The organism is Henriciella sp., assembly GCF_029936995.1.
Classification (GTDB): domain Bacteria; phylum Pseudomonadota; class Alphaproteobacteria; order Caulobacterales; family Hyphomonadaceae; genus Henriciella.
Genome location: NZ_JAPYRE010000006.1, coordinates 124,604 through 138,356 on the forward strand (window position 1 = coordinate 124,604; position 13,753 = coordinate 138,356).

Here is a 13,753-nt window from a genome sequence, read left to right on the forward strand (position 1 = left end):
CTCAGGCCTGAACGCGGTTGCGGCCCAGATCCTTCGCCTGATAAAGCTTTTGGTCGGCGATCTCGATCAATTCCTTCGGGTTGACACCCGGCGCGCAGGCGGCAATGCCAAAGGATGCGGTGATCCTGCCCAGGTTTTTCCCGGATTTCTTGATAACGAAACTGGTTTTCGCAAACTTGTCGCGGATCTTCTCGATGAGCAGCCGGGCACCCTCTATGTCCGTGCGCGGCAGTATGATCGCGAATTCCTCTCCGCCATAGCGCGCCACCATGTCCTGGCCCTTGATGTTCTCGGTGATGATGTTGGCGAAGATCTTCAGCACTTCATCGCCGATGCCGTGACCATGTGTGTCATTTACCTTCTTGAAGTGGTCGAGATCAGCAAGCACGAGACACATGTCGGAGTCTGCGGGTGAGAAAGCATTGATTTCGACGGCAAGTCTCGCGTCGAAGGCCCGCCTGTTTGCTACAGACGTCAAAGGGTCCTTCATGCTTTGACTGCGGACTTCCTCAAGTTCCTGATTCAGTTGTTCAATCTGTTTCTGGGAATTCTTGAGGCCGTTATTGAGCTGCTGGCTTTGCTCGCTCATGCGGCGGTTTTCCACCAGCAGGCGTGAGATAATGACGTCGATCCTGTCGGTGGTCGCCGTTTCAGGCAGGTCGTCCCCGATCTGGTCAAGTGTTTCCTGAAACCGGTCGCTATCGCTGACGCTCTGCTCGATCATCGCCAGGACTTTTGCAACCTGGGCTTCGAACTGCTGTCCGATCTTCTGTCGGGAGTCCATGGCCTGCGTTTCGCTCAGGTGCTGTCGCGAGACTTCCCTGATCTCGTAGTCGCTGGGACTGCTGCGCCGCTCGAGCAGGTCATCGACAGCTGTCGTAAGGTCGGCATCCGTACCGGAGACGTAGGCGTACCAGAGAGCATAGGTGCTAGGATAAGGGGGCGTGCCGTGCTCGCGGATCAGCTTGAAGGCCTGATCTGCGAATTCATAGACATCATGTTCCGGGTTTTCCGGAGGCCGTTGAAATGCGCGATCTGTCTTATGTGTGGCAATTGCGGTCATACTGATAGCTCACGTCCCCTTGTTTCCCTCGGGAGAGGGTATCCCCCAAGACTTTCGACATTTTGTTAATGCGCATAAGGCAATCTGTTCGGTAAGACGGAAAGTTGCTAAGGCCGAGGCTCAGGCACTTAACTTTCCGCTCATCGCCACGCGTTCGATTTTCCGGGCAACCCTGGCCGAGAATGCACCCGCACCGCGGCCTTCGGCTTCCCACCGCGCACTCCAGGCATGAAATCCAGCCAGGGCCTTTTGAGGAAGGGCGATCGCCAGCGTGCCTTGCCGGACAGGTGCCGCGAAGCTTGCCATCTGCCGCTTGTACTGCACGTTCCCCAGGCCAAGGTGAACTTCCTTGATGCCTTGGGCCCCGGCCCAGTCGAGGAGGCTGAACAGCATGGCATGGCCGGGTTTCTGGTCAGCGAACCGGTCTTCATAGCCGGGAAACCAGTAGTGGAGAACCGAAGCGGAACGCATGCAGAAACATGCTGCGACGAGTTCGCCCTCAAGACGCATGACCGAAAGGACGCCTTTGACCTCACCGCAATCGTTCTGTGCGAGTTGATGCAGCAAATGCTCAGGCCAGCCCAGCTGGAAGATGTCGAAGTGACCCGCCCGGCCATAGCCTTGTTGTTTGAGTTCAATCAGGCGCCTGAAAGCTTTCACATCGAACGTATCATGCTCGACGCTTAGCGCGGGATTGTCCAGAAAGGCGAGGACTTTCCGGTGTGTGCGCCTGAAGGAGCTGTTATAGTTGTAGCGTTCCTGGAGATAGGCTTCATAACCCTGGCTCAGGTCCACCACCTGATTGCCGTCTCCATTGCTGCCCCGGAAACCATGCCGGACCTGTTGATATGGAAGGGCTGAGAAAGCATAGCCGCCAATGCCTGCGGCTTTCAGGGCGCTTGTCATGTCGAGCCGGGTGCCCGGCATCGCTATGACCCCATGCAGGTCGCCCAGAAAACCATCGGCCGGCCGGGCAGTACCAAGCATATCGCTTCTGTAGGGCAGGAAGCCGGCCGGCGCATCGGCAGGCCCGAGTTTGAGAACCCGTATTCCCGGATAGACCGTTTCGAGCACTCCCAGATAGTCCAGAGAGAAGTACGGGCTGGCCAGCGCAGGATCGGACGCCTGAAAGCTGCGCCAGGCAGCAGCATCGGCATCGCTCAGATCAGGAAGTCGAAGTATAGTTGCGTTCATTGGCATGGTTGGCCGCTGTTTTGCATGTTAAAAACCTGCCTCTGGCGGCATTCGGGACCCATAATGGCTGATCTTGGTAATTTTTTACAAAACCCGGTCGAAAAAATTCGCAAGAGCCTTCCCCGCTTCCTGGCGAAGGATATCTCGCCATTGCCGGAGGGGCGGTATGTGTCGATCTGTTTCGACGACTTTCCCAAGTCGGCCGCGATACGTGCCAAGCACGAACTCGACAGGCGCGACTGGAAGGCCACCTGGTATGCCGTCGGAAGCCAGATGGGAACCGAGCATCCCGGATTCGGCCCGATGTATGATGCGGAGGATCTTCAGGCGCTTGTGCGGGACGGTCATGAAGTCGGCTGTCATACCTACAGCCATATAGACTGCAGGCAGGTCGACAATGGCGCTATCCTTGAAGACGTGCAGGAGAATATAGCCTTTTTTGCAAATCAGGGTCTGCCGCCCGCCAGGAGTTTTGCCTTTCCGTTCGGCAGCGTTGATGTCTCCTCCAAACGTCTTCTCATGTCTCATATGCCCGTATTGCGCGGGGTCCGGCCCGGCTTGCATCAGGGCATGGTCGATCGCGGCCTTCTGATGGCGACGGGTATTGAGGATTATAATGGTGGAACACGGCTGGCACTCCAGCAGCTGGAGCAGCTCAAGCGCGAGTCCGGCTGGCTTGTCATCTTCACGCACGATGTCCGGGAGCAGCCCGGACCATGGGGATGCAGTCCTGAGGACTTCGTTTCGCTGCTCGATGCCGTCGATGAGGCCGGTGCGGAAGTTGTCACAGTGGCGGATATGTTCGACCGCATTGCGGGTAAACAGGCGGCGTCATCCATACGGTAAGGGCCCTATTCTGTGAGCGCAGTAATTTCCGCTTCGGTGCTCGCAATTTGCGTGAGCTCTAATATCTATTGTGTATGACGTTTCCACCGGAGCAGCCGCGCCCATGACCGATGACAGCCAGACTTTCCGGGCCGCGATGGCCCAGCTCGGTTCGGCCGTATGTGTCCTGAGTACGGATGGTGAAGCCGGGCGCTATGGCATTACCGCCTCAGCCGTGACAGGCGTGTCTGACAATCCACCATCGCTGATTATCTGTGTGAACCGTTCCTCCGGTGCCAATGCCGTGATCAAGGGCAACGGCCATGTCTGTGTGAATGTCCTGTCCTGTGAGCAGGAGGCCATCAGCGCCGCATTCTCAGACAAGGAGATCATGCCTGAACAGCGCTTCGAAACCGGAAACTGGTATGTCAGCGGCCTTGGTAATCCCAAGCTCGCCGAGACCGCAGCGAGCTTCGATTGCGTGATCGACAAGACGGTCGAGTATGGCACGCATTCAGTTTTTTTCTGCCAGGTGCGCGAAATCAATCTCAGTGAAAACGAGAACTGCCTGATCTATCACGGGCGGGCCTACCACAAGATCGAGGCGTTCGGCTAAGCCAGTCTGCTAGCCACCGAACGCCCTGTAGACATCCACGCGGCGGCGCAGCGCCTCATGACGGGCCTGCACTTCTGAATCCCGCGCAGACAGTGTCTGTCTCTGGGCGTCAATCAGGCTCAGAAGGCTTTCAGCGCCTTCCTTGTATCGTATTTCAACCAGTTTCAGTGCGCGTTCTGCGGCCCCCAGCGCCTTCGCCCGTAAAGCGGCTTCTTCCACCGAGTAGTTATAGGCCTGCAATGCCGCGTCCGTTTCCGTGAGGGCCGTCAGGACGGTGCGTTCAAAGCCAGCACGCGCGGCACGGGCTTCCGCTTCGGCCTGGTCGATCTGTGCCTGTGTGAGCGGCCAGTTGAAAATCCCCCATTGAAGGCGCGGGCCGAAGCTGTAGCCAAGCGCTTCCTGACTGAACAGGTTGCCCGGCTCATTGGCGGTAAATGAGGCCTGACCGGTCAGGCTCAGGCTTGGATAGAGGTCAGCGGTTTCGACGCCGACGGCATAGGTCGCTGCGGCGAGCTGGCGTTCAGCCGCACGCACGTCGGGGCGCCGCCGCAACAGGTTTACAGGTGAACTGACCTTGATGGGAGCAAAGGCTGTGACAGGCGCCAGCTCATTGCTTTCGAAAGGTGCTAGGGCTGGATAGGCATCGATGAGTTGCGGGGCCGTCCTGCCCGTGAGCCGGGCCAGCCCGGAAAGTGTCTCGGCCCGCGTGCGCTTGACGGCAACAATGCCGGCGCGGGTCGACTCCACCAGGTTTGCCTGTCGCTCGACGTCTATGTCGGCCACCTCGCCTGCATCACGCAACTGCCGTGTCAGCTCAAGGACGTCGACCTGACGCTCAAGCGTTGCCTGGTTGACGCTGATACGTGTGTCGAGTTCACGCAATGTCAGATAGGTGCTGGCAGTCTGCGCAATGACCGCGCGGGCGGTATCTTCCGCTATGGCCTGTCGCCCGCCCAGAGAGGCTTCGGCCTGGGCGATGCTGTTGGCGACCCGTCCGAAAAGGTCCGCTTCCCAGCTGACTTCAGCGCCGGTGGAATACTGGGTCTGGGCAGGAAATTCGAAAGGGACATCGGCCCCGAAGGACGCGCTGGACTGTTTCTGGCGCGTTACGCCTGCCGACAGCGCGCCCATGGGAAAACCGCTGGCATTTGCGCTTTTGACGGTGGCCCTGGCAGCGTCGATATTGGCTTGTGCCTCAACGATGTCGAGATTGGCCGATGCCGCGTCATTGACCAACGATGCAAGCAGCTCGTCATCAAAGGCTTGCCACCATTGCTGCGTCTCCATCGCACCGGGAGACAGGACGTCACTGTCGCCTGCCAGCCACTCATCCTGATAGGATGCAAAACCGGGTTGCTCATAGTCGGGGCCTGTTGTCATGCAAGCAGAAAGCGTGATGCTGGCTAGAGCAAGAATTGATTTTTTTGCACTGGAGATTGGCATCATGAAGGTTCCGGAGTGGCGACTCGTATAAGACTTACCATGTTCAGTTCAGGCAGAGGCAGGCGATATGCCTGCTCGTATCATAACGTTCAGGAATGCCATGTCCTCTGATTCAGTAAAAGACGAAGAGACCGGTTCACGTCAGGCGCGGCCGTCACGTGCCTGGCTACTGGTCGGGTTGCTTGTCGCTGCCGTGGGTATTGTCATCATGGTCATTGCCGGATCCGGTGGCGGCGTAAGTGAAGACGCGCAGGCACGCGAAGACAGTGTGCCGCTGGTCGAGACAGCCGGGGTACAACGCGCTGAAGAAAGCTATGAAGTCCGCGCGCCGGGCCGGTTACGGGCACGGGAGCAGCTTGAAGTCGTCAGCGAGGTGTCAGGCAAGGTCACCACGATAAATCCCGACCTCGAGCTTGGCGGTCGTATTGGCAAGGGGGAGGTCATCCTTCAGGTCGATGATGGCGACCTGCAGGATGAAGTGGCACGGGCTGAGGCCCAGCTTTCGACGGCAAAGGCCCGCAGGGAACAGGCCCGGGCCGAACGCGACCGCCAGCTTCGTCTTGCCGAAATCGGTGCAGCGCCCGAAAAGGCAGCCGAGCAGGCCGTTGCGTCCTTCGAGGATGCACAGGCAGCCTTCGAACAGGCGGAAGCCCAGCTTCAGACGGCCCGCCGACGACTCGAGAAGGCAGTCATTACGGCCCCCTTCGATGCGATTGTGACGTCGGAGAATGTGGCTCCTGGCACGTTTGTCTCGCCCAGCCAGCCTCTGGCGACCCTTATTAGCGCTGGGCCGGGCGAAATACAGGCCGGGTTACCGTCTGAAGACGTTTCTGCTGTGCGTGCGGCAATCCGTGCGGCCCCGGATGGCCGTGTCGAAGTGCGTGCGGTGCCCAATAACAGCTCTCTTAGCAGCGCGACGCTGACAGGCTATCTCGCTGAGTTCTCTCCTGTTATCGATCAAAATTCCCGTACGGCTACCGTCATTGGCGTGTTTCCCGAGGCCTTCGCGCCCGAAAATGAAGGCGATGTCTTTTCTGACGACTTCATGGATATCGTGATACCCGGCCTGTCCGAGACACCTGTCTGGCAAGTGCCGGCAGGGGCTGTGCGTCAGGATTCCTTTATCTGGGTGATCGACGAGAATGAGGAAACACACCGCATCAGCGTCGCGCCTATAGACCGTAGCGGGAATACCGTCCTGCTGCACGCGCCAGACCTCTCTGGCGGGGAGCGCGTGATGACGACCGTACTTGCCGAAGAGATCGAGGGAATGCGCGTCCATGTCTCGGAGACTTCGCCTTGACGAAGATCATTGAGGGCATCCTTGCCAACCGGGTGGCGGCCAACCTGTTGATGGTGTTCATCGTCATTTCGGGAATTGCATCGCTCTCTGCGCTCAACGTGCGTGTGTTCCCGCCAATCGAGACGGGCCAGATCTCGGTAAGCGTGCCTTATCCGGGGGCCACGCCTGAAGATGTCGAAACATCAATTGTCCGCCCCATAGAGGAGCGCCTTGAAGGGCTCGAAGGCGTCGACAAGGTGACAAGCCTGGCCGCCTCCAGCGTGGGAAGCGTCATCGTCGATATCCCCGAGAGTGAAGACATGTCGGAGATGCTCGACGAGGTTAAGAACGAGATCGGCCGCATCACTGTCTTCCCGCAGGCGGCTGAAGCGCCGCAGATCAGCGAGATCGAGCCGGATGAACTTGTTACCCAGATTGTCCTGTACGGTGATGTCGAGCGTCGCGTCCTGAAGCGGGCAGCTGACCGTGTGCGACGGGAACTGGCCGGGAAGGACGGGCTGTCGCTGGTCGAGATCGGCGGCGTTCCGGACTATCTCATCAACATTGCGATCCCCGAGCAGGAACTACGCGCTCGTGACCTCAGCCTGACGGCCGTGGCGAATGTGATTTCCCAGCAGAGCCTGGACCTGTCAGCAGGTGAAATCGAGGATGACCGCCAGCTTCTCAGGGTGCGCGCCGTGGGGGAGCGCCGCAGCGGGGTGGAATTTGGCAACATCGTTGTCGGTGCGGGTGAGAATGGCTCCCCCATCTATCTGAGAGATATTGCAGACATTGATGACGGCCTTGCGGAAGATCCGATCAAGGCTGTCTACGATGGCAAGCCAGCATCGATTGTCACGGTTTACCGGGTGGGCAGCGAAAAGACGCTGGGCAATGCCGAGATTGTCCGCAAATACCTCGACACCGAAATCCGGTCCGCGCTGCCAGCCGGGATTTCCTACGATCTCTGGCGCGACGAGTCCGTGAATTTGAGCTCGCGGATCAATCTGCTTGTCAGGAATGCCGTGCTTGGCCTCTGCCTGGTGACATTGCTCCTGCTTCTGTTCCTCGACCTTCGCATCGCCTTCTGGGTCGCGCTTGGCGTCGGTGTCAGCTTCATAGGGGCATTCTTCCCGATGTTCCTGTTCGGGATCACCATCAACCAGCTCTCCCTGTTCGGCTTCATCCTCGCCATCGGGATTATTGTCGATGACGCCATCGTGGTGGGCGAGAACATCCACGCCAACTGGCGCAAGGGCTACGAACAGATGGAAGCTGCCCGGCTTGGTGCGACGCGGGTGGCGCGTCCGGTACTGTTCTCTGTTTCCACGACGATCACCGCATTCGTGCCCATCCTGCTGGTGCCGGGCCTGTTCGGCCAGTTTTTGGGGCAGGTCTCGGCAGTTGTGATCATCCTTCTCTTCCTGTCGCTGGTCGAGAGCTTTTTCGTGCTGCCGCGACATCTCTCGCATCTGACCAACAAGCCCCCTGGACGCTGGTCCCCCCGCCGGCTTGCCGATCCGGTCCGTGACAGGGTGGCGGCCCAGCTGCGCAGGTTTACCGAAGGGCCGCTGCGCAAGGTAATGAACTTCGTCGTCGTCCGCCCCCTCATGATTATCCTGATCGGTGTGGGTATCTTCTTTGCCGCCCAGTCGCTGACGGCGAGCGGCTATGTGAAGTTCATCTTCTTCCCGGCTGTGGAAGGCGATTATGTCACCGCCGAACTGGAGTTGTCCGAAGGCACATCGCAGGCCCAGACAGAGCGGTTTGCAAAACAGATAGCCGCAACCGCCGAAACGGCCGGGGGCGAGGTCTCCACCGATAAAGATGCGCTGGCGGGGGTCCTTTACCAGATCGGCTCACCGCTCGCCAGCAATGACGGCAACCCGGCCGCAGCCCCCGGCGGCGGCGCATCCGGCAACCGTGCCTTCATTGTCGCCCAGCTCCAGGAAGCCAGCACGCGGGATTTCAGCGCGGGGGAATTCGAACGCGCCTGGCGCCAGGCAGTGGGACAAATACCAGGCGCGGAAAAGCTGACATTTACCTCCGATCTCGTCAGCCCCGGCGCGCCGATCCAGTTGCAGGTCTCGGCCCGCACCGATGAAGCCACGCGTGAAGCGGTGCTGGAACTGCGCCGGGAGCTTGAGGCCCAGCCCGGTGTCTATGATGTCCGCGATGACCGCTTTCGCACCACCGAGGAAGTCCAGATCCGGCTCAAACCGCTGGCGCGCAATTATGGCGTCACCCAGAATGACATCGCCCGTGAGGTCCGCGCGGCCTTCTTCGGGGCGGAGGCTGTGCGTATCCAACGCGACCGGGAAGAGATCCCGGTCCGGGTGCGCCTGCCGGAAGATGAGCGGGAATCGCTGGAGACGCTGAAGCGCCTGCGGGTAAAGGTCGGCGAGGGCTATGTGCCGATGCACAATCTCGCCGAGCTGACGATTGCCCCGGCGCCCGCCGCGATCAACAGGGTGAATGGCCGGCGGATCTATTCGCTGAACGCCTTTGTCGACGAGGATGTCACCACTGCCGACATCGTCTCAAACCATATGTTCAACACTGTCCTGCCGCGCCTGCAGGAAGACTATGAGGGCCTGAGCATGCGGGTCTCTGGCGATCAGGAGGATCAGGCTGAGGCGCAGCCTGTACTGGCGCGTAACTTCTTCCTCGCCATGATTGTGATCTACTCGCTGCTGGCGCTCAATTTCCGCTCCTACAGCCAGCCGTTGGTCATCATGGCGGCGATCCCGTTCGGCTTTGTCGGCGCGTTGATCGGCCACGGCATCATGGGGGCGGACCTGACATTGCTCTCCTTCTTCGGGATCATCGGGCTGTCGGGCGTGATCATCAACACATCCCTGATGGTGACGGACTTCCTGAACGAGCGGCTGGAGAGCGGCGAAAGCCCCGCCAGCGCGGTCACGGAAGCGATGCTCGACCGGTTCCGCGCGATCATGCTGACGACGCTGACGACCTTTCTCGGGGTCACGCCGATCATCCTCGAGACCAGTCTGCAGGCGCAGTTCCTGATCCCGACAGCGATCTCGCTCGGCTTCGGTATCCTGTTCGGCACCTCCATGCTGATCTTCCTGCTGCCGGCCTTCCTGATGATCCACCTGAAAATCTTTGGCGTGCCCAAGCCGGACAGGGTGGAGGTGAACCGGGAAGTCTCGCCGGGGTGAGCCTCGCCTGAAGCTTGCAGCACCTTTATCCGCTGAATCGGCTCGATCAGCGGCAGGGAAACTCAATTCGGGAAAGGGGCCGCGTCAGGGTGGTTCGAGCGGGGGACGGGCATGGTGTGCCGGCGGTGTGAGGATGGTGTAGCCACGGTGTGAGAGCGGTGCACCGGGAGTCCGGCGCGAAAGACCACCGCCGAGCATGGCCCAGAGGGCGGACCCGGCCAGCGGCTATGTTGACTCATTTCCATATTTCAGCGAATATCGAAATATGAAAGCAAACAATGCCATCCTGAAATTTTCCGCGCTGGCGAATGAACGCCGGCTTGAGGTGTTCCGGTTGCTGGTGAAGGCCGGGCCATCAGGGCTGGCGGCTGGCCGGATTTCTGACGAGACCGGCATCGCACCGAACACGCTGTCGGCGCAGCTGCACCTGCTCTCGCAGGCCGGGCTGGTCACGAGTGAGCGCAAGGGCCGCTCCATCATCTATGCGGCGCGCTTCGACGCGGTCAGCGATCTCATCGTCTACCTGATGGAGGATTGCTGCGGCGGGGAGCCTTGCGTGGCAGATGATGTGCAGGCCGCATTAGCGCGGATGGAGTGTTGTGCGCCGGAGGGGCGGCAGGCCATATCCGCCCCGGCACACGGGACCGGGGAGACGGGCTAGATGGGCAATTTCGAACGGTTTCTATCGCTCTGGGTGGCGCTCGCCATCATTGCCGGGATCGGGCTGGGGCAGGTGTTTCCCGGTGTCTTCGGGGCGCTGGCGGAGCTTGAATATGCCAGTGTGAATTTCGCCGTCGCCATCCTGATCTGGGCGATGGTCTGGCCGATGATGATCGGGGTGGATTTTGGCAGTATCGCGCGCGTGGGCGAGAAGCCGAAGGGCCTCATCATCACGCTGGTGGTGAACTGGCTGATCAAGCCCTTCACCATGGCCGCGCTTGGCGTTGTCTTCTTCCGTTATGTGTTTGCCGGGCTGATCCCGCCTGCCGATGCGGAAGGGTATCTTGCGGGCCTGATCCTGCTGGGCGCAGCGCCCTGCACAGCTATGGTGTTTATCTGGGCGCAGCTCACGCGCGGGGATGCGAACTATACGCTGGTACAGGTGAGCGTGAACGATGCGATCATGGTGGTCGCCTTCGCGCCGATCGTCGCCTTCCTGCTGGGCGTGACCGAGATTTCCGTGCCGTGGGAAACGCTGCTTCTCTCTGTCGGACTTTATGTCGTGGTGCCGCTGGCGGCTGGGATCGCGGCGCGGGCTCTCCTGAAGCGCCGGGGCGGGGAGCAGGCCGTCGACGGTTTCATCGAACGGGTAAAGCCGGCGTCGATTCTTGGGCTGTTGCTGACCGTGGTGCTGCTGTTCGGCTTCCAGGGCGAGGTGATCCTGGCGCGCCCGCTGGTGATCGCGCTGATTGCGGTGCCGATCCTGATCCAGTCCTATGGCATCTTCATCATCGCCTATGGCGCGGCGTATGCGCTGAAGGTGCCGCACCGGATTGCTGCGCCCTGCGCCCTGATTGGCACGTCGAACTTCTTCGAGCTTGCCGTGGCGGTTGCGATCAGCCTGTTCGGGCTGAACTCCGGCGCGGCGCTGGCGACGGTGGTCGGCGTGCTGGTGGAGGTGCCGGTGATGCTGTCGCTGGTCGCCATCGCCAATCGCACGCGCGGGGCGTTCGCAGACAGTGAAGAGGCAAGGCCGCTGGAACAGGAAACGTCATGATCGTCATCCACCACAATCCCGCTTGCGGAACATCGCGCAATGTATTGCGCCTGATCGAGGCGAGCGGGACCGGCCATGTCGTGATCAACTATCTCGATACAGGCTGGACGCGGGCGCAACTGCTCGGCCTGTTTGCGGCCGCCGGGCTTACGCCGAGGACCGCGCTGCGCGAGACGAAATCGCCGGCCGCGGAGCTGGGCCTGCTGGAGGCGGGGGTGAGCGAGGAGACGATCCTGGAGGCGATGCTGGAGCACCCTGTGCTGGTGAACCGGCCGATCGTGTGTTCGCCCAGGGGCGTGCGTCTGTGCCGGCCGAGCGAGACCGTGCTCGAGCTGCTGGAGGCCCTGCCGCCCGGCCCGGTCTACAAGGAGGACGGGGAGTTGCTGATTGATGAAAGAGGAGAACGGGTTGGCTGAAACAGAAGACACGTTCCCGGCATTGCATACTGAAAGCTTTCGCCAGATCGACCGAGAGAGCCTGCTCTCACCAGAACCCGGTCAGCACAGGCCGCGCATCCTGCTGCTGCATGGCTCGCTGCGTGAGCGCTCCTATTCGCGGCTGCTCAATGAGGAAGCTGCGCGCATCCTGCGGGCGCTCGGCTGCGAGACGCGGGTCTACGATCCCAAGGGCCTGCCGCTGGCAGATGGCGAGGAGGCCAGTCACCCCAAGGTCGCGGAACTGCGCGAAGCGGTGATCTGGAGCGAGGGCATGGTGTGGTGCTCGCCGGAGCGCCACGGGGCGATGTCCGGCGTGATGAAGACGCAGATCGACTGGATCCCGCTGGCGCTTGGCGGGGTACGCCCGACACAGGGAAAGACGCTGGCCGTGATGCAGGTGAGCGGCGGCTCGCAGAGCTTCAATGCGGTCAACCAGCTGCGTATTCTCGGGCGCTGGATGCGCCTCATCACCATCCCCAACCAGTCGTCGGTGCCCAAGGCGTTCACCGAGTTCGAGGAGGATGGACGGATGATGGCCTCCCCGCTCTATGACCGCGTGGTCGACGTGATGGAGGAGCTGGTGAAGTTCACCCTGCTGACGCGCGACCGGGCGGACTACCTCGTCGACCGCTACAGCGAACGTAAGGAAAGCCCGGAGCAACTATCGAAACGGGTGAACCAGAAATCCATCTGATCAGGCGGGCATTTCCCCGGCAAAGCGCGTGATGGCACCTGTGAGCGTTGAGAGATCATGCGGCGCGATGGTGTAGGCGGGCGTGAGATAGACGACCGGTCCGAGCGGACGGATGAAGGTGCCCTGCTCGATGAACCAGGCGCGCGCGGCGTCCACACTGAAGCTCTCGGCGAATTCGACGGCGGCAACCGCACCGCAAACGCGGACATCCTTCACCTGCAGAAGCTCTGCGAGGGGTGTGAGCTCGTCCTTTAGCTGGGCCTCGACGGTACGGACCTGCTCAAGCCGAGGCTCGCTCTCGAAGAGGTCGAGCCCGGCATTGGCGACCGCGCAGGCGAGTGCATGGCCGGTAAAGGTCGGCCCGTGCATCAGGGCATCGTCGGCAGAGTCTGTGTGGAAGGCGGCGTAGACGCGCTTGCTGGCGATGGTGGCGGCCAGCGGGGTGACACCGCCGGTGAGGGCCTTGCCGAGGCACATGATGTCCGGCGTCACACCGGCGCGGGTGGCGGCGAACATCTCGCCCGTGCGCCCGAAGCCGGTGAAGATCTCGTCGAAGATGAGCAGGACGCCGTGGCGGTCGCAGGCTGCACGGAGGGCCTGTAGCGTTTCCGGCGTGTGCATTTTCATGCCGCCTGCGCCCTGTATGAGCGGCTCGACGAGAACCGCGGCGATGTCGTCATGGCTGGCGACGGTCTCTTCCAGAGCGGCAAGGCGCTCATCCGTGTCCGGCAGGTCGACGACATATTGTTCGGGCACAACGCCGGAGAAGAGGCTGTGCATGCCTTCTTCCGGGTCGCAGACCGACATGGTGGCGAACGTGTCGCCATGATAGCCGCCAGTGAACGAGACGAAGCGTGTCTTGCGCGCGCCGGTTTTGTTCATCGCATACTGGACGGCGACCTTCATCGCGACCTCGACGGCGACCGAGCCGGACTCGGTGAAGAAGACTTTCGAGAGGTCGCTGGGCGTGACGTCTGCGAGGCGTGCGGCAAGGCGGTAGGCCTGCTCATGGGCGATGCCGCCGAGCATGATGTGGGCCATCGTGTCGAGCTGGTCATGCGCGGCCTTCAGGAGGGCGGGGTGGTTGTAGCCGTGAACGTTGGTCCACCAGCTGCCGACTCCATCGACCAGGGAAGTGCCATCAGCCATCTTCAGGCGGGTCCCGGCGGTCGCGGCGATAGGGGCAGGCGAGGGCTGCGTTTTCATCTGCGCGTAGGGCAGCCAGATATGTTCCAGCCCTGTGGTGAACCATTCACTGTGCTCGGCCATGTGTTTTTAGCCCTCCTGATGATGGGTGTGA

Annotated in this window: 12 protein-coding genes; 8 read left to right on the top strand and 4 right to left on the bottom strand. The window is 61.0% G+C overall.

Features of this window, described 5'->3' with window-relative positions:
• Window position 1: 1 nt before the first annotated feature.
• Window positions 2–1,063, bottom strand: a complete 1,062-nt coding sequence (locus Q1K31_RS13765) for a diguanylate cyclase (RefSeq protein WP_300380689.1) — start codon at window positions 1,061–1,063, stop codon at window positions 2–4.
• 120 nt (window positions 1,064–1,183) lie between these two features.
• Window positions 1,184–2,257, bottom strand: coding sequence for a GNAT family N-acetyltransferase (locus Q1K31_RS13770; protein ID WP_300380692.1), 1,074 nt, complete (start codon window positions 2,255–2,257; stop codon window positions 1,184–1,186).
• A gap of 63 nt (window positions 2,258–2,320) precedes the next feature.
• On the opposite strand from Q1K31_RS13770, the gene Q1K31_RS13775 reads away from it, so the two are divergent.
• Complete coding sequence (locus tag Q1K31_RS13775) at window positions 2,321–3,103, top strand: polysaccharide deacetylase family protein (protein ID WP_300380695.1); 783 nt, start codon at window positions 2,321–2,323, stop codon at window positions 3,101–3,103.
• A 103-nt stretch (window positions 3,104–3,206) separates the two neighbouring features.
• A complete protein-coding gene (locus Q1K31_RS13780) occupies window positions 3,207–3,698 on the top strand; it encodes a flavin reductase (protein WP_300380698.1) in 492 nt (163 codons plus the stop codon).
• 9 nt (window positions 3,699–3,707) lie between these two features.
• Here Q1K31_RS13780 and Q1K31_RS13785 read toward each other — a convergent pair whose 3' ends face one another.
• Window positions 3,708–5,144: an efflux transporter outer membrane subunit gene (locus Q1K31_RS13785; protein WP_367187588.1), complete on the bottom strand. Its 1,437-nt coding sequence runs from the start codon at window positions 5,142–5,144 to the stop codon at window positions 3,708–3,710.
• 64 nt (window positions 5,145–5,208) lie between these two features.
• Between Q1K31_RS13785 and Q1K31_RS13790 the strand changes: the two genes are divergently transcribed.
• From Q1K31_RS13790 to arsH, 6 genes are all read left to right on the top strand, one after another.
• Window positions 5,209–6,444 (top strand): efflux RND transporter periplasmic adaptor subunit, encoded by a 1,236-nt coding sequence (locus Q1K31_RS13790; protein WP_300380700.1) that lies wholly within the window; start codon window positions 5,209–5,211, stop codon window positions 6,442–6,444.
• The gene (locus tag Q1K31_RS13795) at window positions 6,441–9,605 is read left to right on the top strand and encodes an efflux RND transporter permease subunit (protein ID WP_300380703.1); all 3,165 of its coding nucleotides are present in this window, start codon (window positions 6,441–6,443) and stop codon (window positions 9,603–9,605) included. The genes Q1K31_RS13790 and Q1K31_RS13795 overlap by 4 nt, the downstream gene beginning before the upstream one ends.
• Before the next feature lie 265 nt (window positions 9,606–9,870).
• A complete protein-coding gene (locus tag Q1K31_RS13800) occupies window positions 9,871–10,266 on the top strand; it encodes a helix-turn-helix transcriptional regulator (RefSeq protein ID WP_300380705.1) in 396 nt (131 codons plus the stop codon).
• Window positions 10,267–11,322, top strand: a complete 1,056-nt coding sequence (gene arsB / locus Q1K31_RS13805; RefSeq protein ID WP_300380707.1) for an ACR3 family arsenite efflux transporter — start codon at window positions 10,267–10,269, stop codon at window positions 11,320–11,322. It abuts the gene before it with no gap.
• Window positions 11,319–11,738 carry an arsenate reductase family protein gene (locus Q1K31_RS13810; protein ID WP_300380710.1) on the top strand — a complete coding sequence of 140 codons (420 nt, stop codon included), beginning with the start codon at window positions 11,319–11,321 and terminating at the stop codon, window positions 11,736–11,738. The genes arsB and Q1K31_RS13810 overlap by 4 nt, the downstream gene beginning before the upstream one ends.
• On the top strand, window positions 11,731–12,453 hold the full coding sequence (gene arsH, locus Q1K31_RS13815; protein WP_300380713.1) for an arsenical resistance protein ArsH: 723 nt from the start codon (window positions 11,731–11,733) through the stop codon (window positions 12,451–12,453). Before Q1K31_RS13810 ends, arsH begins: the two co-directional genes overlap by 8 nt.
• Here the strand turns inward: arsH and Q1K31_RS13820 are convergent, their stop codons facing one another.
• Window positions 12,454–13,722 carry an adenosylmethionine--8-amino-7-oxononanoate transaminase gene (locus Q1K31_RS13820; protein WP_300380715.1) on the bottom strand — a complete coding sequence of 423 codons (1,269 nt, stop codon included), beginning with the start codon at window positions 13,720–13,722 and terminating at the stop codon, window positions 12,454–12,456.
• Window positions 13,723–13,753 lie beyond the last annotated feature (31 nt).